21 protein-coding genes are annotated in these 24319 nt (G+C 56.5%); 17 read left to right on the forward strand and 4 right to left on the reverse strand.

Annotated elements, in window-relative coordinates; genetic code table 11:
• Nucleotides 1–112: 112 nt before the first annotated feature.
• A complete protein-coding gene (gene msrC / locus KI367_RS12525; RefSeq protein WP_036707379.1) occupies nt 113–592 on the reverse strand; it encodes a free L-methionine (R)-S-oxide reductase MsrC in 480 nt (159 codons plus the stop codon).
• A gap of 215 nt (nt 593–807) precedes the next feature.
• Entirely contained in the window at nt 808–1818 is a 1011-nt protein-coding gene (locus KI367_RS12530) for an alpha/beta hydrolase (RefSeq protein ID WP_212950018.1), read from the reverse strand.
• 297 nt (nt 1819–2115) lie between these two features.
• Between KI367_RS12530 and KI367_RS12535 the strand changes: the two genes are divergently transcribed.
• From KI367_RS12535 to KI367_RS12565, 7 genes are all read left to right on the forward strand, one after another.
• Nucleotides 2116–2841, forward strand: a complete 726-nt coding sequence (locus KI367_RS12535) for a DsbA family protein (protein ID WP_036707381.1) — start codon at nt 2116–2118, stop codon at nt 2839–2841.
• Nucleotides 2842–2871: 30 nt separating this feature from the next.
• Nucleotides 2872–3321, forward strand: coding sequence for a disulfide oxidoreductase (locus KI367_RS12540; RefSeq protein ID WP_036707384.1), 450 nt, complete (start codon nt 2872–2874; stop codon nt 3319–3321).
• 259 nt (nt 3322–3580) lie between these two features.
• On the forward strand, nt 3581–4201 hold the full coding sequence (locus KI367_RS12545; RefSeq protein WP_246536880.1) for a GNAT family N-acetyltransferase: 621 nt from the start codon (nt 3581–3583) through the stop codon (nt 4199–4201).
• Entirely contained in the window at nt 4185–4955 is a 771-nt protein-coding gene (locus KI367_RS12550; protein WP_036707387.1) for an energy-coupling factor transporter transmembrane component T family protein, read from the forward strand. The genes KI367_RS12545 and KI367_RS12550 overlap by 17 nt, the downstream gene beginning before the upstream one ends.
• 81 nt (nt 4956–5036) lie before the next feature.
• Nucleotides 5037–5654: an ECF transporter S component gene (locus KI367_RS12555; protein ID WP_212950020.1), complete on the forward strand. Its 618-nt coding sequence runs from the start codon at nt 5037–5039 to the stop codon at nt 5652–5654.
• Nucleotides 5635–7167 (forward strand): ABC transporter ATP-binding protein, encoded by a 1533-nt coding sequence (locus KI367_RS12560; protein ID WP_212950022.1) that lies wholly within the window; start codon nt 5635–5637, stop codon nt 7165–7167. Before KI367_RS12555 ends, KI367_RS12560 begins: the two co-directional genes overlap by 20 nt.
• A 44-nt stretch (nt 7168–7211) precedes the next feature.
• Nucleotides 7212–8732, forward strand: a complete 1521-nt coding sequence (locus tag KI367_RS12565; protein WP_036707395.1) for an MDR family MFS transporter — start codon at nt 7212–7214, stop codon at nt 8730–8732.
• Nucleotides 8733–8889: 157 nt separating this feature from the next.
• Here the strand turns inward: KI367_RS12565 and KI367_RS12570 are convergent, their stop codons facing one another.
• Nucleotides 8890–9357 (reverse strand): MarR family winged helix-turn-helix transcriptional regulator, encoded by a 468-nt coding sequence (locus KI367_RS12570; protein WP_212950024.1) that lies wholly within the window; start codon nt 9355–9357, stop codon nt 8890–8892.
• A 299-nt stretch (nt 9358–9656) separates the two neighbouring features.
• On the opposite strand from KI367_RS12570, the gene KI367_RS12575 reads away from it, so the two are divergent.
• Both KI367_RS12575 and KI367_RS12580 read left to right on the forward strand, forming a co-directional pair.
• Nucleotides 9657–10376, forward strand: coding sequence for an ABC transporter ATP-binding protein (locus tag KI367_RS12575; RefSeq protein WP_212950026.1), 720 nt, complete (start codon nt 9657–9659; stop codon nt 10374–10376).
• 25 nt (nt 10377–10401) lie between these two features.
• Entirely contained in the window at nt 10402–11709 is a 1308-nt protein-coding gene (locus KI367_RS12580) for an ABC transporter permease (protein WP_212950028.1), read from the forward strand.
• Between the two features lie 126 nt (nt 11710–11835).
• Here KI367_RS12580 and KI367_RS12585 read toward each other — a convergent pair whose 3' ends face one another.
• Nucleotides 11836–13122: a BaiN/RdsA family NAD(P)/FAD-dependent oxidoreductase gene (locus KI367_RS12585; RefSeq protein ID WP_212950030.1), complete on the reverse strand. Its 1287-nt coding sequence runs from the start codon at nt 13120–13122 to the stop codon at nt 11836–11838.
• A 267-nt stretch (nt 13123–13389) separates the two neighbouring features.
• On the opposite strand from KI367_RS12585, the gene KI367_RS12590 reads away from it, so the two are divergent.
• The 8 genes from KI367_RS12590 to KI367_RS12625 all read left to right on the forward strand — a co-directional run bounded on the left by KI367_RS12590 (nt 13390) and on the right by KI367_RS12625 (nt 24308).
• Nucleotides 13390–15147 carry a two-component system sensor histidine kinase NtrB gene (locus KI367_RS12590; protein ID WP_246536881.1) on the forward strand — a complete coding sequence of 586 codons (1758 nt, stop codon included), beginning with the start codon at nt 13390–13392 and terminating at the stop codon, nt 15145–15147.
• A gap of 115 nt (nt 15148–15262) precedes the next feature.
• A complete protein-coding gene (locus KI367_RS12595) occupies nt 15263–15697 on the forward strand; it encodes a BrxA/BrxB family bacilliredoxin (RefSeq protein WP_036707403.1) in 435 nt (144 codons plus the stop codon).
• Nucleotides 15698–15847: 150 nt separating this feature from the next.
• Nucleotides 15848–16657, forward strand: coding sequence for an NAD(+) synthase (nadE, locus tag KI367_RS12600; protein WP_212950032.1), 810 nt, complete (start codon nt 15848–15850; stop codon nt 16655–16657).
• A 475-nt stretch (nt 16658–17132) separates the two neighbouring features.
• Complete coding sequence (locus KI367_RS12605; protein ID WP_212950034.1) at nt 17133–18899, forward strand: sensor histidine kinase; 1767 nt, start codon at nt 17133–17135, stop codon at nt 18897–18899.
• Complete coding sequence (locus tag KI367_RS12610) at nt 18896–20536, forward strand: response regulator (RefSeq protein WP_212950036.1); 1641 nt, start codon at nt 18896–18898, stop codon at nt 20534–20536. Before KI367_RS12605 ends, KI367_RS12610 begins: the two co-directional genes overlap by 4 nt.
• A gap of 129 nt (nt 20537–20665) precedes the next feature.
• Nucleotides 20666–22330 (forward strand): extracellular solute-binding protein, encoded by a 1665-nt coding sequence (locus KI367_RS12615; RefSeq protein ID WP_373316230.1) that lies wholly within the window; start codon nt 20666–20668, stop codon nt 22328–22330.
• 185 nt (nt 22331–22515) lie between these two features.
• Entirely contained in the window at nt 22516–23412 is an 897-nt protein-coding gene (locus tag KI367_RS12620; RefSeq protein ID WP_212950040.1) for an ABC transporter permease, read from the forward strand.
• Between the two features lie 17 nt (nt 23413–23429).
• A complete protein-coding gene (locus KI367_RS12625; RefSeq protein WP_036707412.1) occupies nt 23430–24308 on the forward strand; it encodes a carbohydrate ABC transporter permease in 879 nt (292 codons plus the stop codon).
• The last annotated feature ends 11 nt before the right edge of the window (nt 24309–24319 follow it).

Consider the following 24319-nt stretch of genomic DNA (forward strand, 5'->3'; position numbering starts at 1 on the left):
GCTTGCGGGGATGAAACAGATTTCTGATCGGGAAGGAAGCGAACAACGCCCGTGACCCATAAAAAAGAAGCGGCATTCGTTTTGGGCGAACGACCGCTTCTTTTACATAAAATTACAATTTGGAGCTGATAATTTCGGCGAACTGCTCCAAAAATTGCTTCTCCTCATGATCAAAGCGTCCTTTGAGCGGGCTGTCGATGTCGAGCACGCCGCGCAGTTCTCCATCCTTGACGAGCGGAACGACGATTTCGCTGTTGGAAGCCGCGTCGCAGGCGATATGTCCGGGAAACTCATGCACGTCATCCACGACGATCGTTTGTCGTTCGGCCGCCGCCGTGCCGCATACGCCGCGGCCCAAAGGAATGCGGATGCATGCCGGAAGACCCTGGAATGGACCAAGCACCAGCTCTTGCCCGTCGTAAAGATAAAAGCCTACCCAGTTGATATCCGGCAAAAAGCTGTTCAGCAGCGCCGATGCATTGGCCAGATTGGCGATGGAGCTGGGTTCATCGTGAATGAGGGATTTCAGTTGTTCCAGAACGGCGGCAAACTGCTCGCTCCGGTTACCTTCATAAGGAAGTGCTTGAAACATCATACTCCACCTTTCTTTTAACCGTTGGTTAATTATAACGATAGTATACAGGAATGACCTCCGAGTCAAGCAAAAGATGATGCCGGCGAGGCTGTTTTCCCGGGATTTGGTTTTAGCCGGATGGAGGCAGGAACGGTCAAAAGAAAACCCCCGGCCGGCCGCCGAGGGGATGATGCGGTTATTCAAGAAAGGAACGGGCTAAGCACCGACCCGTCTTAGGCATTTGGCACGCCGGTCAGTCCAAATCCGCCAAACTCCTCCTTTTCCGGCGGCGACAGCTCCGCGGCTTGCTCCACGGATTCCGCCGGGCTGCCTGCGAGCGCCTCGCGGACGAACTCCTGCACGGACCGTTTGTACAGGGCCGGGTCGGCGTCCAGCGCAAAGCCGTGCGTCGCGTCTTGAATGAGCAACAGCCTTTTGGCCCCGGTTTTGGCCGCAAACAGCTCCTCGCTCATGGACGGCGGAATATAGTTGTCCTTGGCGCCGTGGATAAACATGACGGGGATTTTGCTGCTTTGCACGGAACGGACGGGGCTGACCTGATCGAGCGTGAAACCGGCCCTTTTGCGCATCCGGGCGTTGACCAGCGGAAGAAAAAGCGCCGCGGGAAGATGGTTCAAGCGCTGCAACTGATGATGCATCAGGCGCGTCAAATCGGAATAAGGACAGTCGGCGATGACGAATTTCGCGTCGGCTTCCGGCAGCGACAAATATTCCAGCACGGTGCCGCCGCCGAGCGAAACGCCGTGAAGACCGACGACGCAGTTTTCGCCGTAAGCGTCTTTGATGTATCTGACCCAAGCAGCCACGTCATGTTTCTCGTGATAACCGTACGTCGTATATTTGCCTTCGCTTTTTCCGTGCCGGCGCTGGTCGACCAGCAGGACGTTAAACCCTTCCTCGCGAAACATATCCATAAAAGGAATGGATGCCGGAAGGGAAGTAGTATACCCGTGCACGAGAATGACCCATTTGGGCGAAGGCTGCTCCGCTTTGACGACGACCCCGTGCAGGCGGAGGCCGTCATGGCTCGCGATCCGGACCTCCTCCTTCCGCAGCGGCTCGTACATTTCCCGGAAGCGGGCTCCGGCCCGTTCAAAAGCGTCAAAAACCTGCTGATAATTTAAGGCTTTCATCTGCGTCATTTGTATGAATGCGTAATGGGTGATCCCTGCGACCGCAAGCGCTGCGGCGGCAGCGACGAGGACGACGGCCCACCAGTCCAATTCCGCTCACCTCCCGGATGATTATTCATAGGCAAGGTTTAGTATATGCATCTATAACCAAATTTAACCGCATGATGCGACATGCGGCTACCAACTTTTGGAGAAATTCTGACGAATTGGGGAAATGGTTGTCTGAAATCGTGAGATCCTTTCTCTCCGATATAGCCTTTCAAAGATCAAGATGCTAAAATAAAGTGGACAAGTAGCGCTTTCTTGCGGCTATTTATGGAAGAAAACAAAAAATCATGCCAAGGCGCCTCGAACTGAAGTTCGAAGAGAGGAGAGGGTCGGCAATTTATGAAAGCAAAAAAAAATCCGGTGAATAAAATCGCCCAGAAAAAAGCCCAGAGGGAACAGCAGGAAAAGCGGATGAAACGGGTGATGTGGATCACGGGGGCCTGCATCGTCGTTTTGGTGGTGCTGCTGCTGGCCATCCGACCGTCGTCCCAAAAGGGGGATTTTGACTACAGCTCGCTCCCGGTGCTCGGCAATCCGGATGCGCCGGTCAAAATCGTGGAGATGGGCGACTACAAGTGTCCAAGCTGCCAATACTTCACGCAAGAGATTTCGCCTCAACTGAAGAAGGATTTCATCGACACGGGCAAAGCCGCCTTGTATTTCAGCAATTATCTGATCATCAGTCCAAAAGGGGATTCCAATACCGCCGCTTTGGCCGCCCAGTCGGTGTTCCATCAGAACAAGGATGAATTTTGGAAGTATTACGAGGCGATTTACAGAAACCAAGGGGACGAGGCCACCGAATGGGCCACGCCGGATTTCCTCGTGAACCTCGCGCGCACGGAGAACATTAAGGTCGATTATGACCAACTGCGCAAAGATATCGACGAAAAAACGTACCAAGAAGAAATCGACAGCCAAAACGCCTTGGCGCGGAAGCTCAACGTCATGAGCACGCCGACCGTGTTCGTCAACGGGGAAAAAGCGACCGAAAAAGCTTCCATGAACTATCCGGTGCTGAAGCCGTTTATCGAGAAAAAGCTGGCCGAACAAAATAAAGAATGACGAATCTTTGAAGAAAAAGGAGTTAGAGCGATGGGAGGCAATCGTTTCTTGGCGTCTATTCGCCCGTATGCCCTGTACATGGCGTGGATTGTATCCATCGTGGCTGCCGGCGGAAGCTTGTACTTAAGCGAAATCATGCATTACGAGCCATGCAAGCTGTGCTGGTTCCAGCGGATTTTCATGTATCCGGAGGTCATTCTGCTCGGGATCGCAAGCTACAAGAACGACCGCAAAATCATTCCCTATGCCATGACGCTCAGCATCATCGGGGGCTGCATCTCCATCTACCATTACCTGGAGCAGAAAATCCCTGCGCTGGCCAAAGCCCTTCCGTGCACCGTCGGGATACCGTGCAATTTCGATTACCTGAACTGGTTCGGATTCATCACGATTCCGCTCCTGGCATTGATCGCATTTATCCTGATCGTCCTGCTGCTGCTGGCTGGACGCGAGCCCAAGGAGGAAATGCAAGAAGCATAAGCATCCGTCAAAAGCGCTTGCCCGAAACCGGAGATCCGGAAGGGGCAAGCGCTTTTTGCGTGCGGAGAATGCGGGCATGCCGTCATGGGAGGCGGGTATTAATCGGCCTTGCAAGGATGGAACGACGGCTTGGAATTTTGCGCCCGATCGATGGGGTTCGAATGGTTGGGGCTCGCTTGCCGCAATAAGGCATCTTGATCGATATGGGGCTCAAGGTGTACAGTGGATGGTGATATTTTGCGTGTAAGGAGGAAATGCCGTGCCATACAGCTGCGAAGGAAACATCCCTGAGCTGGAGGGGGAACGGGTCGTGTTGCGCCGCCTTGCCGCGCGGGACGCGCAGGCGATGTTCGAATGCTGGTCCGATCCGGAAGTCAGGCGTTTTGCGGATCTTCCCCGCATGCCGGACGCCGCGGCGGCGGCGGAACTGATCGGCCTCCTCAACCGCCTGGCCTTGACGGACGACAGCTTGCGGTGGGGGATTCAGGCGCCGGACGGCAGCATCATCGGCAGCTGCGGGTTGAACTGGTGGCAGCTTGAAGGAGCCTACCGCGGAGAAATCGGCTGCGAGCTGTCCCGGCCTTTTTGGGGCGGGGGTTACATGCGGGAGGCGATCGGCCTTGTCATCGATTATGCTATGGAGGAGATGGGCCTGAACCGGCTCGAAGCGCTGACCGATCCCCGCAATGACCGTGCCGGGCGGCTGTTCCGCGCCCTCGGATTTACGCTGGAGGGGCGGCTCCGCCAGTATCGCCATACGGACCAGGGCTTCGTCGATGCCGATATGCATGCCATGCTGCGCCGGGATTGGGAGAAGTTCCGGACAGGACCGGCATCAAGGGGAAATCGGGGGGACAAACAAGATGATCGCATTTCATAAACAACCGTCGCTGCTGCACCGTACCGATCCGCTAGGCAAGCTGGTGCTGCTGTTCTGCATCGCGCTGCTGACGATGAGGTTTCACTCTTCGCTCGGACAAGCGCTGCTGCTTGCTGCCGTGTTCGCATTGGCGAGATGGGCGGGAGGCATGCCATGGAAGAAGCAGGCGAAAGCGCTGGCGATCCTGCTGGGTTTCGCGGTTCCGTATTTTATCGTGACGCTGCTTACGGCTGCGGGAGAACATGTGTTTATACAGTTTGGGCCGCTTGGGCTCACAACGGAGGCTTTGGATTCGGCAGGATCGGTTACGGTGCGCATGTTTACCGTCTTTCTGTCGTCATACGTCTTCATGTTTACGACCGATCCGCGCGACATGGTGGTATCGTTGACGACGCGGCTGCGGATTCCGTACCGGTTTGCGTTCGGATTATCGATGGCGCTAACCTTTTTGCCTCTGCTGCAGGAGGAAGGAAGAAGCATTTCCGCAGCCCATCAAGTCAGGGGCGGGGGAGCGCCGGAAGGCCTTCGGGGGCGGCTGCGCTGGTGGCTGACGTTTATTTCGGCGGTCATGCACAACGCGCTGCGGCGGATTCAGCAGACGGCCGGGGCGATGGAGGCCAAAGGCTTCGGGGCATATCCCGACCGGACGTTTGTCCGGGAAAGCATGCCGCTCGGACGGGGGATCGTCCTGGCGGGGACGGCGGTCGCGCTTACTGCGTTTTTATGGTGGTTTATTCACATTGTTAACCTTTGACGAAAATTGTGGTTGACGTTAACGGGCGGACAAGGCAAAATAACAAGGTAAAGCCATTTTTAGATTAGGAGTTGACACGGAATGGAAACCTCATCAAAATCAAAGAGAAACCGCCTTTCTTTTACCACATTGGATATCGTGCTCATGGCCATGCTGGCTACAGCCAATGCTGTATTGACCTTTTATTTGTCTTATATCAATAAAATGCTGAACAGCCTGGGCGGCCCTGTAGCGACATCGACCATCGTCGGGGTGTACATGGTTTACGGCCTGCTCGCGTATTATATTATCCGCAAGCCGGGCACGGCTGCCATAACCTACGGCATCGGCGGAGCCATCCAGTGCTTTGTGGGAACGACTTACGGCATCGCGTCCGCGATCGTGGCGGCGCTTTGCTACATGGTGGCGGCGGAAGCCGTTTTTGCGCTTTCGCGCTACAAACGCTGGGGGACGGGCATGATGATGCTTGCCGGCGGAGCGATGGTTCCTTTGTGGTTCGTATGCGCAGCCAATATGTTCGGTTACACGGCGTGGAGCTGGCAGGTGCTGGCGCTGACGCTCGTGATGCGTCTTATAAGCGGTATCGTGCTTTGCGGTTTATTGACCAAAATGCTTGGGGACATGCTTCAGCGCAGCGGACTTCTGCGGCGGTTTGCCATCGGAGGGAAGAGAGCCGAGCATGCGCCCGATATCCATTAATTGTTCGAATCTAACCTACTATTATGATGACGAGCGGGAACCCGCGCTGCGGGAGGTGACCCTGTCGATTCCGGAAGGGGAATGGACGGCGGTCGTCGGACCCGGCGGCAGCGGCAAGTCCACGCTGTGCCAGCTGCTGAGCGGATATTTGCCGCGAAGCGGCGGGGGCACGAGAAAAGGGCGGCTGGAGCTGGCCGGGCTGGACCCGGCCGAAGCGGCCATCGCCGACGTCGCGCAGCTGTGCGGCATCGTGTTCCAGGACCCGGACGCGCAGCTGGTCCAGGGGACGCCCGGGGATGAAGCCGCCTTCGGCCCGGAGAATCTGCGGGTGCCGCCGCTGGAAATCGAGCGGCGGGTAGAGGAGGCGCTGGCGGCGGTGGAGCTGTCGGAACGCCGCCACTCGCCGGTGCGCGAGCTGTCCGGGGGACAGCGCCAGCGCACGGCCATCGCCGCGGTGCTTGCCCTGCGCCCCCGCATCGTCGTGTTCGACGACGCCGGGGCCAGCCTGGATCCCGCGGCGCAGAAGCAGTTCGTGCAGCTTTGCCGCAAGCTGCACGCGGAAGGCCGGACGCTCGTGACCGCGTCCGGCCGCTTCGACGATGCCGCGCGCTCCGCAGGGCGCGTCATCGTCCTGGACGGCGGCCGCGTCGTGCTGGACGGGCCGCCGCGGCAGCTGCTGCGCGAGAGCCGGGAGCGGCTCGCGCAGCTCGGGCTGCTGCCCCCTTGGGAGGGGGCAGCGACGCAGGCGGGTCCGGCCATCGGCCCGGACCCGCGGGGCGCGGCGCCTCGCAGCGCGGCGCCGCCCGGGGCTGCCGCGGGCTCCGGCAGCCTGCTCCAGATCGACCGGCTGAGCTACGCCTATGCCGGCGCCGCAGCCCCGGCGCTTCATGAGACCAGCTTCGTCATGAAGCCGGGGGAATGGGGCATCGTCACCGGGGAGAACGGTTCCGGCAAGACGACGTTGACGCGCCTGCTGATGGGACTGCTGCCGGTGCCGCCGGGCTCGGTGTACTGGGAAGGCGAAGATGTCGCTGCATGGCGCGTGTCGCAGCGGGCGACCCGGATCGGCTACGTTTTTCAGCAGCCGGAGCATCAGTTTGTCGCCCATACGGTATGGGACGAGCTGGTGTACGGACTTGGCCGGACAAAAGGCGAACCGTCCGAGCCGACCGCCGCTCAGCGTGAAACGGCCGAAGCGCTGCTTAGGACCGCGGGATTGGAAGGAAAACGCGGCGCCTCCCCTTACATGCTGAGCCAAGGGGAAAAAAAGCTGCTCAGCATCATCGGCCAATTCGTCCATCCCAAGGCGTTGTACATTTTGGACGAACCGACGTCCGGGATCGACTTTGGGGCCGCCGAACGGGTGCTCAGGTTATGCCGGGAGAAAACGGCGGCCGGCGCGGCCGTGCTGATGATCACGCATGATCCCGATTTGGCGGAGAGGGAAGCCTCGTTTATGCTCAGGCTTTCTCCGCATCAAGCCGCCGATTTCCGGCGGCTCGGGCCGGCGTAAGGCCCTTCCGGCGGTTTCTGCCTCGTCATCTGGAAAGGAAACCCATGTCTGATAACGCTGGCGTTCAACTTGCCAAACGCAAATATATTCTGATCGGTATTTTGGTATCGACGTTTCTGTCGGCGATCGAAGGAACGGTGACGGGTCCGGCAGGCCCGGCGATCATCGGCAGCTTCGGAGGCATGAAGCTCCTCAGCTGGATTTTTACCGCCTTCCTGCTGACGATGGCCGTTTCGACGCCGATTTTCGGCAAAGTCAGCGACCTGTACGGACGCAAGCCGGTATTCCAAATCGGCTCGCTGCTGTTCGTGCTCGGTTCGCTGCTTTGCAGCTTTTCGCAAAACATGGAGCAGCTCATCCTGTTCCGGGCGATCCAGGGGATCGGAGCCGGAGCCATCGTTCCGGTCACGTTCACCATCATCGGCGACGTGTACCGGATCGAGGAGCGCGCCAAAATCCAAGGGCTGATCAGCTCGGTATGGGGCATTTCCTCGCTGATCGGCCCGCTTGTCGGCGGCTATTTCGTCGACTATTTGAACTGGCGCTGGATATTCGGCTTTAACGTTCCGTTCGGCATCGTTTCCATGTGGCTTATCGCCCGTTATTTCCATGAAAGCCGGGACAAGCGGGAGAAGGTGTCCGTCGACGTGGCCGGCGCGGCGGCATTTACGGTCGGCATGACCGCGTTGTTGTTTGCGCTCGCAACGGGCGGGCAATATTTCAGCTGGAGCTCGCCGCTGCTCATCGGATGTTTTGTTTTGGCGGCCGTGCTTCTTGTCGCCTTCGTTTGGATTGAAAACCGCGCGGCCGAACCGATGCTGCCCCTCAAGCTGTTCCGCATCCGCGACATTTCGGTGTCCACGGTGGCCAGCATTTTGACCAGCGCGCTCCTGATCGGGTTAACCACCTATACTCCGCTTTGGATCCAGGGCGTCATGGGCAAAAACGCGACGCTGTCGGGGCTGACGATGGCTCCGATGTCGATCGGCTGGCTGTTCGGCTCGGTGTTCGGAAGCCGGCTGATCCTGACGGCAGGCTCGCGCAAAACGAGCGCCATCGGCCTTGCCGGCATCGTGATCGGCGCAGCGGGACTGGCTTGGATGAACGGACAAACCCCGCATTATGTGCTGCTGATTTTTACCTTCATCTATGGTTTGGGTTTCGGTTACTCGACCACCGTGTTTACGATCATCGCCCAATCCTCGGTCGGATATTCGCTGCGCGGCGCTTCGACTGCGCTGAACACGTTCGTCCGTTCCTTGGGACAGACGGTCGGCGTTGCCGTGTTCGGAACGTTTATCAATCTGAGCATGGCCAGCCGGATTGCGAGTCAGCCGGGTCTCGAGCATGTAGGCCAGGAGGACGTGAACCGGCTGCTGACGCCGGAAGGCGGCGCCGATATGCCGCAGGAAATATGGAATCAGCTGAAGCATGTGTTGGAAGGAAGCCTTCATTCGCTGTACATCGTGATGGGAGTCATTGCGGTGATCAGCCTGATTTCCGTCCTGGCGCTGCGCAATACGGTGCCATCGCCGGAAGAGGATGCGGAAACGGAAAAAGCCTGATTGTCAAGATCGGATGACCAACTAAAAGGCACGGCACCCCATGGGAGATGTTTTTTAACCCAGGGGTGTTTTTTTGTGTTTTCAGGTTGTTCCGCAAAACCGCGGGAGCGGTTGCAAAAGCAGCGAGGGTCCGAAAAACCTTCACTTTCGGATGCGGTTAGGTTTGCCCTCCGGGCATCAGCTTTTCGGCTTGCATCCCCATCTTCTTAAGCAGGCGGATCAGCTCCGCCTTTTCTTCGCCGTTCAGGCCGCTAAAGGCGTGGTCGATCCGGCCGGCGTATCGGGGATACAGCTCGCGCATCAACGCTTCGCCTTCCGGCGTGAGCTCCACGTAGATGACGCGGCGGTCGTTTGAGCAAGGTCTGCGGTAAATGCATCCGCGTTTTTCTAGCTTGTCGATGACATACGTGACGTTGCCGCTTTGAAGGAGGAGGCTGGAGCCGATTTGCTGGATGGGATGCGCTCCTTTGCAGTACAGCATTTCCATGACGGCAAAGGCAGTAGGATGGAACCCTTCGGACTTTGCGCCGATCGCGGCATGTTCGCTGACGCTTTTGAAGCTTTTGGCGAACGCCCGGTACAGCTGCATAGATAACTCGGTATCGCGTTCCTGTGCGTGAATCATGATACAATCCCGCCTTTTGTTTTATATTTTTATGAAACATAACCGCAGTCTGATCCGTATTGTAGTTACATCATACCTTTCGGATTGTGCGAAAAACATGTCATTTGTCACAATCCATCAACTTTGAAACGTTAAAATTTACGGTAAATCCTGTTTCAGCCGGAGGAGGGTCCGGATCAAGGAGTACGGAAGGGCAGATCCGGCCAAGTTTCCGTTTGGAGCGAGGTCGTTGCGGCCGTCTTTCGGGGCGGCGGAGGAATGTGCGGAAGCTGCTTTTTTTGGGGGAGGAGAGAAACGGCATGGACATGGAAAGCGCGGAACAACCGCTGCTGGACGTTGAAATAGAGGAAGCGGGATACGAGGAAGGACATCCGAAGATCCGCCGTATCGCTTTTCGGGTGTATGCCGGCGAGCTGCTCGGGCTGATCGGCCCGAACGGGGCCGGCAAAAGCACGACGATCAAAACGCTGCTGGGGCTGCTGAAATACGCCAAAAGCCGGATTTCGTTTTTCGGCGGTTCGGGAAGGTATGCTTACATCCCCGAGCAGCCGGTGTTCCACGACGATTTGACGCTGTGGGAGCATATGGATTTGGCCGCGGCCGTTTACGGTCTCGACTACGAAAGGTTTTGCGGGGAAGCGGAAAGGCTGCTGCGCCAATTCGGCATGGAGGAGGTCAAACATGACCTGCCGGGAGGCTTCTCCAAAGGGATGAAGCAGAAAATGATGCTGATGCTCGGATTTTTGAGCGAACCGGACGTGTACATCGTGGACGAGCCGTTTATCGGGCTGGATCCGCGCGCGACCAAGGATTTTCTGCGGCTGCTGGACGAGGAGCGCGCACGCGGCGCGGCGGTGCTGATGTCCACGCATGTGCTGGATACGGCCGAAAGAATCTGCGACAGATTCGTCATGATCGCCGGCGGCAGGACGGTAGCCGAAGGGACGCTGGCGGACATCCGCGATACGGCCGGGCTGCCCGAAGCGTCGCTGTTCGACTGCTTCGATTCGCTGACGTAACGCTTCGTTTCCGGGAAGAGGGGCCGTGGGGGCCATTTTTTCGGAAAGAAAGGACTATACGATGATGACGAGGGAAAAAGAAGGATATCTGTTTCCGAATCCCGCAAGTTTGTTCCGGCGGCGGCTTCGGAGCCATTTCAAAGAAACGGCGGCCGCCTTGCGGTCCGTCGTCGACGACTGGACGGTCTTGCTGTACATTCTCGTCCCGGGGCTTTTGCTTGCCGGCCGGTTTTATTACGGGTTTTGGAAGGAGCCGCTGCCGGAATGGGCCGGCATGCTGTCGTTCCCGATGGTGCCGTTATCGCTTTTGCTGATCGCCTTGACGGGGGACGTCCTGCTGCTGGTCCGGGAAGGAGATGCGCTGTTTTTGGTGCAGCGCCGCGAATGGCTGCGGGGCATCATGCTTCGGAGCGGTTGGTACAGCATGGCCGCGGCGGCCGTAAAAACGTCGCTTTGTTTCCTCGTTTTGCTGCCGTTCCTGGTCCGGCGGTTTCATGCGGACGGCTTGTACGCGGGGGGACTGCTCGCTTTTACGGTCGCTTTCGAATGGGTGCTGATGTGGTCCAGGCATCTGGTCAAGGTGCAGACCAAAGGCATGCGGAGATGGCTGCTTTATGTTCCGTTCGCGGTTGTGCCTTGCGCCGTTTATGTGGGGGCTGTTCTGATGTTTAGCCAGCAGGCCGCCATGCTTTGGGCGGTTGCGCTGGGGCTGGCTTTGCTCAGCCTGCTGCTGCTGAGGGCGAGGCTTGGCCTGCGCGGCACGTTCATGGCCGACGTCCAGGAGGACCTTGCAAGACGCACCCGATTGACGGGGCTGCTGCTCAGCCAGTCGGTCGATCAACCGCGCCGGGTCCGCAGCAAAACATGGATATTCCGGAAATCGCGGCATGTGTTCCGCTCGCGGGAGCCCGCCAAACGCATCGCCGGGGCGATGGTCAAATCGCTGCTGCGCCATCCGGGACAACGCTCCCTTTATCTGCGATTTGCCGGAATCAGCACGATGGTGCTCGTTACGCTGCCGGTGAAGATGCAGATCGTGGCGTTTGCGGCCCTGCATGCCTTAATCGCGTACTGGCTGTTCCTGCAGTGGTCCGCTTTCAGGAAAGATCCCTTTATCGCGCTGCTGCCCTGGCCGGAAGCGGACGGCGTGCAGGCCGGCTTCGCGGCCGTCCGGACGCTGCTGCTTCCGTTTTCGGTATGGGCTTCCGCTCTTGTCATGTTTTCCAGCTTGAGTCCATGGCTGGCGGCCATTGGTTTCATTCCGCTGGGCATGGCGGCCGGCTGGGCGGTGCCTTATCTCATGCGCATGTTTTTTCTTCATAAAAAGATGTAGCCTTCGCGGCCCTGCCCGTTTTCCGATTCTAAAAAAACCTCCCGCGGTTTCGTTATGAAACGCGGGAGGTTTTTGAATGCCGCCCCGGATAATCGGGGAAGCGGATCGCTCGAAAACGGGGCGGGATTATGAAAGGCCGGACGAAGCGGAGCGGGCCGCCTCTGCTGCATGCATGCCTGCCGTGTAACCGGTTGAGAAGGCGGCGGTAATGTTATACCCTCCGGTATAGCCGTGAATGTCGAGAATCTCTCCGCAGAAAAACAGACCCGGCATCAGCTTGGATTCCATCGTTTTCGGATTGATTTCCTTCAGGTTCACCCCTCCGCCGGTCACAAAAGCTTCCTCGATCGATTTGGTTCCGGTCACCCGGATGACAAACTTTTTCAAGATGTCGATGAAGGATGCCCATTGCTGCTTCGGCAGGTGGGCGAACGTGGCGTCGCCGTCAAGGCCGGCCTTGTTCATGAGCAGCGGAAGCATGCGTTCCGGGATTTGGGCTTTCAGCACGTTTTTGATCGCCTTTTTCGGCTCGGCCCCGAGCTTGTCCCGCAGCATGCGGTCCAAATCGTGGGGAGGCAGGTCGGGGAACAAATCGACCGCCATGTCGACCTCGCTCACCTTGAATTTCTTTTTCACCTGGCGGATGAACTGGCTGCACCGCAGCGCAATCGGGCCCGATAGCCCGAAATGGGTGAAAATCATGTCTCCGCGGTGACCGATCACTTTTTTTCCTTTCGGCGTCCATACCGATAATTCAACGTCGCGAAGCGACAATCCCTGCAGTTCCTTCGACGCGATCCAGCTTTCGCGCGAAACGATGGGAACCTCCGTCGGATAGAGCTCGGTGATGGTATGCCCCGCGGCCTGCGCCCACGGATATCCGTCGCCGGTCGAGCCGGTATGCGGCACCGATTTGCCTCCGGTCGCCACGATGACCGCGTTTCCCCGCAACATGTCCCCCGAAACGAGTTTTACGCCCGATACGCGGTGTTCCGAATAAAGGACCTCCGATACGGGAGTGTCGGTTTTGATGTCCACGCCGAGCCGGCGGACCTCCCCGATCAGCGTATTGACGACGCTTGCGGCTTTGTCGGACACCGGGAACATTCTGCCGTTGTCTTCTTCCTTCAGGGCGATTCCCAAGCCTTCGAAAAACGCCATGATATCACGGTTGTTGAAATGCTGAAAAGCGCTGTACAGAAAGCGGCCGTTGCCCGGGATATGGGCGATCAGATCCTCGGTTTCCTTGGCGTTGGTCACATTGCAGCGACCGCCCCCGGAAATGCCCAGTTTGCGCCCAAGCTTGGCGCCCTTGTCGAGCAGCAGCACGGATGCGCCGAACCTTGCCGCCGCGACGGAGGCCATCAACCCGGCCGACCCGCCTCCGATAACAATGACATCGTAAGACTTCAATTTATTCTCTCCTTTTGACTCCAAACGTGACGAATCGATGGTTTTCATCATGCCCCGCAGGATATTTCAGGGTATATTGTAATATAGTGTAGGCTGTGATTTAATCTACATGTATATTACTTTCGAAAGTACCATCCATCTTCCAAAAAAGCACGAATTTAGTTGTTTCCTCTATAATAAAACATCATGATTTTCGCAAAATTCTGATTTATACTTTATTAAACCAATAAACTTTGTCGCCATTTCATTGAATGGTGGAGCAGAAGGATGCCCGGTCCAAGCGACGAATGGGTATTTGCCACCCCGAAGGGAGGATGGATTGCGATTATCGATGCGCTGAAAAATATTATAACACAGGTGCTCATGGCAGGTTCCTTCGCGTTTTTGTTTCCGCTGAGCCTGGACAAATACGTCCGGCTGATCAGCCGGAACAAAAAATTGCGGGCTTCCGGTTTTGAAGTCGTTATCATTATATCCAGCGCCCTGAGCATTTTAATGTGTTCTTTTTTCTCTTCCTCGTTGTTTCATCTGATCCCTTTGAATCTGGGCATTTTACCGCTGTTTATCGGCATGCTGTACGGAGGCTACAAAAGCGGACTTCCCTTGGCCGGGTTGTACCTGCTATGCGATTATTTGTCGAATGAAAGCTGGTCGCTATCAAGCCTGTTCCTACATACGGGGTTATTGTTTTATCCGCTTCTGGTTTGGATGTCGCCGAGATTCCGGACGGATACCCTGACCGACAAAATCAATAAGCTGTGGGTTTGCCTCTTGCCCGCAATGCTTCTGTTTACGTCGTCCCCGATCATTGAAGATCCGAACCTGGATTTTTCCGATGCCGGTCCGATTCTCATGCTTTTGTTTTATATTTTGATCACCGTGTTCGCCGGCGGGGCCTTGATCTACATGATCGAATTTGCGCTGGAGAAGCTGCTTTTGACCGAGCAAGTCAAAGGCATCTCCGAAAAATACCTCCGCGAAGAGGAAAAACTCCAGCAGGTAATGGATGTGGCGCCGCTGTGCATGGTGTCGGTCGATACCGAAGGGCGCATTACCAGCGTCAACGAAATGATGATGGGATTGTTCAAAAACCGCTCGCCCGAGCTGACCAAAACCGACGTTTTGGGACAGCCGCTCAGCGTATTCGTCGACATGGTCGAAGAGGACTACATCAACCGCCGAATCGCCCAGGCTTTGAACGGCGTCAAGATGGACAACGAACTGATCCGGATCGGCTCGCAAATCCACTATACGAGCACTTCGCCGCTGACGAACAGCTATACCGGCGAAATCCTCGGGGCCGTGCTGGTCATCCAGGATATTACGGAGCTGGAGAGGCTGCGGACCGAATTGGTCAATGTGGAACGGCTGAGCCTGGTCGGGCAGATGGCGGCCAGCATTACGCATGAAATCCGGAACCCGATGGCGGTGGTGCGCGGTTTTTTGCAGCTGATGAAGGAAAAAAGCCCCGATTCGCTGGACCATTACTATCGGATCGTGATGGAGGAGCTGGACCGGGCCAACGGCATCATCAACGATTTTTTATCCCTTGCCCAAAACCGGATATCCGAAAAGGAGCAGTGGCATCTTCATCAGATCATCAACGATCTCAGCCCGCTGCTGTGGGCGGACGCGAACCTCCGCGGCCAGACGATCGAGCTTCTGCTGGACGAACGGGTGCCGAAGCTCCACCTGAACGCCAAGGAAATCAAGCAGGTGCTGCTGAACCTGGCGCGCAACGGGATGGAGGCGATGGAGGAAAAAGGGAAGCTGACCATCCAAACCCGGTTCAGGGAAAGCGACAACATGGTGGAGCTGATCGTCAGGGATACCGGCGTCGGCATGTCCGAAAGCCGGCTGGAGCGGCTCTTCGAGCCGTTTTTTACGACGAAGGCCAAAGGCACGGGGCTGGGTCTTGCCCTTTGCCTGAGCATCGTGGAGCGCCACGGGGGCAAAACCGACGTGGAATCGGAAGAGGGGAAAGGGACGACGTTCATCATTTCCCTGCCGCTTCACGAATCCTGACGGCAGCAGGGTCCGGACGTCCGGCGCGGGGCTTTATCTTGATTTCGAACCTTGGGAAGGTATAATAGTATTGAATGCAGTCTGATATTTTGCGGATCGAGGAGTGATGAAAGAAATGTCGATGTCTTTTGACAGATATATGAGAGATATGATTCAACCGATGAGAGACGAGCTGACCAGCTTAGGCATTAAAGAGCTCAGAACGCCGGAAGAAGTGGAAACCCATTTGCAGGATGCGCCCGGCACGACGCTGGTGGTCGTCAACTCGGTATGCGGATGCGCAGCAGGCCAATGCCGTCCGGGCGTAGCCCTGGCGCTGCAAAACGAATTGGTGCCTGACAATCTGTACACCGTATTTGCCGGACAGGATAAAGAAGCAACGGCCAAAGCAAGGGAATATTTCGCTCCGTATCCGCCGTCTTCGCCTTCCATCGCTCTGTTGAAGGATGGAGAGCTCGTTCATTTCATCGAGCGCCACCAGATCGAAGACCGTTCCGCCCAAGAAATCGCGGAAGATTTGATCGAAGCCTTTGACCGCGTGTGCCGTTAACCGGTTCCGCGTTCGGATTTGCCCCGGATTTTCGGCGTCAGCCGATGTCGGGGCTTTCGTGTTTTGATGCGGGCGTTTCGCGGTACATGGAACACATGCCGGTTCGTTACGCGCGGGCGTCCATGACACTAGGAAAAGAGGTGGCCGGCGATGAGTCTGCAGGAAGAAATCATTGCAGCATTAGGCGTTAAACCCGTGATCGACGAAGAAACGGAAGTCAGAAAAAGAGTGGACTTTCTGAAAGCGCATGTAAAGGAGGCCGGAGCGACAGGGCTATTAATCGCCATCAGCGGCGGAATCGACAGTGCCGTGGCCGCGGGATTGTGCAAACAGGCGACCGACGAGCTGTCGGCGGAAACCGGCCGGGAATACATGACGCTTGGCGTTTTCCAGCCTTACGGGACGCAGGAGGACATCGAACACAGCTATGCCGTGGCCCGGGCTTTTGACCTGAAGCATACCGCGGAGACGAACATCGAAGACGCGGTCGGCGAGATTGCGCTTGAAGCCGAGCAGGGACTGAAGCAAATCGGGTTGTACCGCCATTTGTCCCCGCAGGGAAAAGGCAACGTCAAAGCCCGGACCCGCATGGTGATGCAATATGCCCTGGCGTTCGAATTGAAGCTGCTTGTGGTGGGCACGGACCACGCCTCCGAAGCCGTGACCGGATTTTATACGAAATGGGGCGACGGCGCGGTGGACCTTGCCCCGCTCAGCACGCTGAACAAACGCCAGGTTCGTCGGCTCGCGCGTTATTTGGGCGTGCCGCAGGCCATTTTGGACAAGGCTCCGACCGCCGGGCTGTGGGAAGGGCAGACCGACGAAGGCGAACTGGGCATTACCTATGAGGAAAACAGCGATTACCTCGAAGGCAAGGAAATCAGCCCGGAGGCGCAAAAGCGCCTTGAAAGCTTTTATAAACGAACCGCGCACAAGCGCAGTCCGATTCCGGGCATTTGAGCGATATCGGGAAGTGAACAGCAGGGACAGGCCGCGGCTGCGGCCTGTCTTTTTAGGTTCGGTCATCTCCGGGTCCGCGTACGGCCTGAATGCGCTTGCCGTTTTGCGGAAGGTCTTTGGGCGGATGCCGGAGACATGCCAAGGGGTTGCGAAAAGTGCAGAAATGTTGCAGGGGCATCCCTTTTCGCCCTCGCGCCTGCCCGTTACAATGGAGAGAAAGATGCGTCGGCTGCCACTTTGTATATGAAAGCGCGTTCAGCTTGAGCTCGCATCGGCCCCGATAACCAACGCGGCATGGCGAAGCTGCCGGTTTCCGGCGGCTTCCTTTTCGCGTTTTTTTGCAGCCTGTCCCGGCTTTGCCGAAACGGATCTGCTGGATTCCGCCGGCATACAGTATAATGATGTTGCTTTTGGCACCGTGAGGCTTGGCAAACGATTCATCAGATAAAATATGGACGTAAGGTGTGAATTTCCCGTGCCCAGACATACGTTGTTCCGAAAAATGGTTCTTCTTCTCGTCATGATGCTCGTCCCGATCGTAGGGCTTTACTATTACTCCAACCGTACGAGCACGGAAGTGCTGGGAACGGAGCTCAACCAATCGAACGCAAACCAATTGAGTTTTTTTCAGTCGCAGGTCAATACGAACATCGACCTGTTTTCGCTGTGGCCGAACCTGCTGATCCAGGATCCCGACATTTTCGGGTTCAAAGACATTTTTTTAAGCAGCGAATATTTTAACCTCGATATCATTAACGTGGTGAAACGAATCCAGACCAAGCTCAACATCCAGGAAAGCTCCTCCAACTGGAAAACGAAGCTTTACATATTTTCCCCGTCGCTTGGCAGGGTGGTATCCGACAACGATGTGGACCACTATGACAACGACGATCTCAAGAAGCGGATGAAGCCCGGCTGGCAGGTGAAAAAAATGGGGCAGGGAGACGAGGCGTATTACGTGTTTTCGTTGTTTACGGCTTATCCCTACTCCTCGTTCAGTCATCCGGAGGACGCGAACCTGATCATTGAGCTTCAGTTCGAAAGCGGCAACATCCAGGATATGCTCGACAAATTCAAAAGCGACGGGCGCAGGGATCCCGTATACTACAAGCCGGGTCTGGGCGTCATTTACAACCGGTCTGCGGACAAGCCGCTGACGGAACGGATTTTGCGCCAGCTGCAGAAGGAAACGCTCCAGGCCGAGGAGAACCGCACGCTCGAGCTCGACGGGCAGACCTACCTGGTCAATGTGGCTGCTTCGGCCACGACGGGCTGGTATCTTGTCGACTATATGCCGCTGAAGGAGATCGTGGCGCCGATTGAACAGTCGAACCGCTTGTTCTATTTTTCGGTAGGCCTCACGCTTCTTTTGGGGTGTCTGGCGGCATACATGCTGTACGCCCAGGTACAGGTTCCGGTGAAAAAGCTGGTCGTCGCCTTTAAAAAGCTTCAGCACGAGGACTACTCCATCCGTTTGCAGGCCAAAGGGAACAACGAGTTCGGTTTCGTGTTCGGGCGCTTTAATTCCATGGTGGAGCAAATCCAGGAGCTGTTCGAAAACGTGTATATGGAACGGATTCATGCCAGGGAAGCGAGGCTGAAGCAGCTGCAGTCGCAGATCAACCCGCATTTTTTCTATAACTGCTTTTCCTTCATCTCAAGCATGGCGAAGCTGGGGAACATGAAGGCGGTCGTGGCGATGTCCCAAAACCTGTCGAGTTATTACCGGTACACCACCCGGCAGGAGCGGGACGTCGTGCCGCTTGCGGAGGAACTGGCATTCGTGCGCAATTATTTGGAGATTCAGAAGATGCGCAAGCCGCAGCTTGAATTTTCCATCGACGTACCGGAAGCGATGCAGCGGTGGGAAGTGCCTTTGCTGGTGGTTCAGCCGCTCGTGGAAAACGCAGTGCTTCACGGCATCGAACCCCGGTCCGGCGGGGGATGCGTCCGGATCGTAGGCGAAATCGGAGCAACCGAAATCCGGATATGGGTCGAGGACGGGGGCAAAGGCATGACCGGCCCGGAATTGGAGGAGCTGCGCCGCTCCTTGTCCCGGCCGATGAACGAAGAGACGGGCTGCGGTCTTTGGAACGTGCGGCAGCGCATGCTGATCCGCTACGGCGAGGACGCGGGCCTCAGGTTTATGCCGTCCGCGCTGGGCGGAGTGAGGGCTGAGCTGTACTGGCCGGCCGGGCAGGAAACGAAACGGACAGTTACGCAAAGGGGAGGACATGCATGATCGAAATTTTGCTGGTGGACGACGAATCCTACGTCACCGAAAGTATTGAAGCCACGATTCCTTGGAACGATCTCGGCGTCGAGAAGGTGTATCGGGCCGATTCCGCGGAGGCGGCCCTGGCGGTTCTGCGCGAGCAATCCATCGATATCGTCGTGACGGATATCCGCATGCCCGAGATCGACGGCCTGGAGCTGATCGAACGGATTGAGCGGGAATGGCCGCATATCCGCTGCATGGTGCTGACGGGGTACTCGGATTTTGAATATGCAAAAAAGGCGCTGCAGCTGCAGGCGTTTGACTATATCCTCAAGCCGGTCGACGACGAGGAGTTTATCCGCAGCCTTACGAACGTGATCGAAGCTTTGAAGGACGAATGGGAGGCCGCCGAAAGATACCATAAGCTGGCCTACGCGGTCAAATCGGGTTCCCCCGTGCTGAAAACGAGCCTGATGCATGATCTGGTATTAGGACGAACCTGGTCGGAGCGAACCTTGGCGGACAAGCTGGCCCAATACGACATCGGGATGACGGTGGACGAGCCCGCCGTGCTGCTGCTGATGCAGCTTGGCGGGCAGTTCGCGCACTACGATCATCATTCCATGTCCTTGATGGAGTATGCGGTCGGCAACATCGCGGAAGAGGTGTTTGCCGATTCCTTTGCGATTTGGATCTGCAAAGCCCCGCATGACGGACTCGTCATGCTGGCGTCGCCCCAGCCTTCCTTCCGGCATCGCATCGAGCGGTCGCCGGACTTCGAATCGCTGCGGAGACGGCGGCTGCACGAGCGGGCCGAAAGCTTCCGCGAGCAGGTTAGCCGTTATTTGAAGGGCGACATCCGAATGGTCATTTCGGACTGGTTCCGGTTCCCGCACGGGGTGGCCCAGGCTTACCGGTCGGGGCTTGGAAGCATCATGATGTCCGGGTGCGACGGAGCGGGGGCCATCATGTATTTGGAGGATTTGCAGGCCGGGCATGCCCGGCCGGTCCAATCCATCGAGTCGCTGTATAAGCCGCCGACGCTCATCCATCTGCTTGAATCGAAGCAATGGGACGCGGCGCGCAGCAAGGTGGACGAAGTGTTTAAGGATCTGCGAAACACGAACTACACCCGGGAGCACCTGTACGAGGTGTACCTCCTGATGACCAATGCGTTTATGTACATAGCCCACAAGCAGGGGCAGTTTGCGTACCAGATCGACCAGTCGGGCTTTGACCTGATGCATGACCCCAGCATGGTTCTATCGCTCGATAAGCTGAAAGGATGGGCCGAAGCCATGCTGGCGAAGCTGCGGACGGAGCTGTCGGCGAGCGACCGGTATACGAGGAGCTATATCATTCATCAGGTGCAGGAGCTGGTCTCCAGGGATTTGGGACAGGACACGTCCGTCAAGACGATTGCGGACAAGGTCTTTTTGCACCCGGTTTATTTGTCCAAAATCTACAAAGCGGAAACAGGCGAAAGCCTGGGGGACTACATTATCCGCATGCGCATGGAACGGGCGCTTTACCTGTTGAAAAAAACGAACAAAAAGATATACGAGATCACCGCCGAGCTCGGTTACCAAAATCCGCAATATTTCAGCAAAATGTTCAAAAAGCATTACGGCCTCAATCCGAACGAGTTCAGGGATCAGTAACTGGTTGCAAAAGGTGCAGAAATGTTCGAAGAATGACATGGGACGGAAAATCGGACGCCTCTATAATGAAACATGTAGCAAGATCTATAAAGGGGGAGCGACATGAAGGCTTATACGAAAAAAGCATGGATGCTGGCTTCCAGCCTCGTGCTGGTCAGCGCGCTGTTCGCCGGATGTTCGGGTTCCAAGGGCGGAGAGGCTGCCGACTCGGCGCAAAATCCGCCGGCCGCATCCGGAAGCGAAAACGCTTATAAAGAAAAATACGATCCGCCGGTCACCATCACCACCGTTTGGGGCGTGGATCCGGAGCTGAAATTCAAGAACGGGGAGACGATCGAAAACAACGTCGCCACCAAATGGGCCAAGGATACGCTTGGGATCGACATCAAATCGCTTTGGTCCGTGACCGACACGAACAACGCTTTTGCGACCAAACTTCGCCTCGCGATGTCCTCCGGCCAGGAAATGCCGGACGTGGTGACGATCGGCGACGCGCAGCTGGCGCAGGACCTGATCGATTCGGGCATGTTCCGGGAGGTGGGATCGCTGTTCGACAAGTATGCATCGGATACTTGGAAGAAAGCGATGGAGCAGGATCCGAACGTGTGGAACCCGTACATCCGCGACGGCCAAAAAATGGGCATTCCGGTGCTGGATTATGCGTACAACCACGATTATTTGCTGTGGATCCGGAAGGACTGGCTCGACAAGCTCGGCCTGGCGGCTCCGAAAACGATCGATGAGCTGGAAAAGGTGATGGATGCCTTCAAAAACAAAAACCCGGACGGCTTGAAGCCGGACGAGGTCATTCCGCTCAGCATCGGGTTCAAGACGACGATGAATACATGGATGGGCGATCCTTCCTGGATTTTCGGCGCCTATGGCACCATTCCGCAGCAGTGGAACAAAGGCCAGGACGGCAAGCTGGAGTACGGCTCGATCAACCCGGCCATGAAGCCGGGACTGCAGAAGCTGAACGAATGGTTCAATAAAGGGTATATCCCGAAGGAAGCCGCGCTTTGGGACGAAAACAAAACCTCGGAACCGGCGGTGGCGGGCAAGGCGGGGATCATTCCGGGGCCTTACTGGATGAGCGGCTGGCCGCTTTCCGACACGGTGAAAAACGCCAAAAACGCGGTCTGGGAACCGATTCCTCTGCCCGCCGGTCCGGACGGCAAGGCCGGGCGCCACGGGACGCTGTTTACCAACGGCGTGACGCTGATCAACAAAGACATGAAGCATCCGGAAGCGTTTTTTACGTACCAGAACTACATGTATGACAATCTGGCCGATTCCAAACCGGGCGGCGTATTCGAAAACGGCTTGTTCAAAGGCTACGACTACGATTTCGACGCGAGCGGAAAACCGCTGCGGTACGACCAAATTCCGGGAGGTTACGTCAACAGCCTGCGCTACCTGCTCGTTCGGGACGGCGCGCGCATTCCGGACGCCCAGATAAAGGCGCTCCTGAATCTGGCGGACGGCAAGGAAGCGACGACCCGCCTGGAAAAAGAAGTGAAGCTTAACTACGGCCTGGAAACGCCGGCGGCGGCCAAAGTGCTGATGTCCCAGGAAGGCATCGCTTATCCGAACATGTACACCGGCCCGACGACGGCCACCATGAAATCCAAGCTGGATTACCTCAATAAAATCGAGAACCAGACCTTCAACGAAATCATCTATGGGAAGCAGGGCGTAGAGGCCTTCGACAAGTTCGTCGAGCAGTGGAAAGCCTCTGGCGGCGATCAGATGACGAATGAAGTGAACGACTGGTATTCCAAGCTGGGCAAATAACCGGCAAAAGGCAAACGGGCGGCATGCGATGGCATGCCGCTTTTTGATGTGCAGCCGATTCCCTTTCGCAATTGGTTGCAATAGTGCCATTTATGTTGGTTTTATGGGCTACAGGCCGCTTCGGGCCCCTTGCTATAATGTCGGTACCTAGAAGGAGATAAGCAATCATGAGGGGGAAAACGCGCATGAACCGTTTAAAAAGAAACTGGCCGCTGCACGCGATGGTGCTGCCGGCGCTCGTGTTTCTCATTATTTTCAGCTACGTGCCGATGGCAGGGATCGTCATGGCCTTTCAAAATTTCAAGCCGTGGCTCGGATTTGCGCATTCCGAGTGGGTCGGGCTGGACAACTTCCGGACCTTGTTCGCGCGGCAGGACAGCATCGAGGTCATTTGGAACACGCTGATCATCTCGGCGCTCAAAATCGTCCTGAACCTGGTGGCGCCGTTTACGTTTGCGCTGCTGCTCAACGAGGTGAGAAGGGCGTTTTTCAAACGTTTCGTCCAGACGCTCGTCTATTTGCCGCATTTTTTGTCCTGGGTCATCCTCGGCGGCATTTTGCTGGACTTCCTGTCCACGGACGGCGGCTTCCTGAACCGGATTTTAAGCTCCTGGTTCGGCATGGATCCGATCTTTTTCCTCGGCGACAACAACTGGTTCCGCTTTACCGTGATCGCTTCGGACGTTTGGAAGGAATTCGGCTTCGGGACGATCGTCTTTCTGGCGGCGCTGGCGAACGTCAACCCGTCGCTTTATGAGGCTGCCGAAGTGGACGGCGCGTCCCGCTGGAAGCAGACGCTGCACATCACCATCCCGTCGATGCTGCCGATCGCGGTCGTCGTCGGCACGCTGGCCCTCGGCAACATTTTGAATGCGGGCTTCGACCAGATTTTCAACCTGTACAACCCGCTTGTGTACCAAAAAGGGGACATCATCGACACCTTCGTGTACCGCACGGCGATATTGAACGGGGAAATGGGGCTCGGAACGGCGATCGGATTGTTCAAGTCCGTCATTTCGATGGTGCTGATCCTGATCTCGTACCGATTGGCGTATAAGCTGGCGAACTACCGGATTTTCTAAGAGGGGGACATAAACGCATGTATCATAAAACCGCTTCATACCGCTTGTTTACCATTTTCAACACGATCCTGCTGCTGTTCCTGTCGCTCGCGTGCATCATTCCGCTGCTGCATGTGCTGGCGGTTTCGTTCAGCGCCAAGTCGGCGGCGGACGCCAACCTGGTCGGCCTTTGGCCGGTTCAATTTTCGACCGAAGCCTATAAAAAAACGATCGATAACCCGATCTTTTTGCATTCCATTTGGGTGTCCGTCAAACGGACGGTCATCGGGACCGGCTTGACGCTGCTGCTTGCCTTTCTGGCGGCATATCCGCTGTCCAAGGAATCGCGCGTGTTTAAGGCGAGGACCGCTTATTCGTGGATCTTCGTGTTCACGATGATTTTCAGCGGGGGGCTGGTGCCTTTTTATATCGTCATCCAAAAGCTTCATCTGATCAATTCCTTTTGGGTGCTGGTGCTGCCGGGAGCGGTCAACGTTTATCTGACGATTTTGCTGCTCAACTTTTTCCGGGGCATCCCGAAGGAGCTGGAGGAAGCTGCCTTTATCGACGGGGCCGGACATTTTCGTACGCTTTTTGCGATTTACCTTCCGGTTTCGCTTCCGTCCATCGCGACGCTGGCTTTGTTCAGCATGGTGTTTCATTGGAATTCCTGGTTCGACGGGCTGTTGTACCTGAACAATTCCAAGTCGTTTCCGCTGGCTACCTTTCTGCAGACGGTCATTGTGCAGAAGGACATGAGCTCGATGAGCATCGATCCGAAGGAAGTGGCGCTGCTGTCGCAAAAGACGGTCAACGCGGCGCAAATTTTCATCGGAGCGCTGCCGGTGCTGCTCGTCTATCCGTTTCTGCAGAAATATTTCGTTAAAGGCCTGGTTTTGGGATCGGTTAAAGAATAAGGAGGATGGGC

Source organism: Paenibacillus cookii (assembly GCF_018333375.1).
Lineage (GTDB): Bacteria > Bacillota > Bacilli > Paenibacillales > Paenibacillaceae > Paenibacillus_AQ > Paenibacillus_AQ cookii.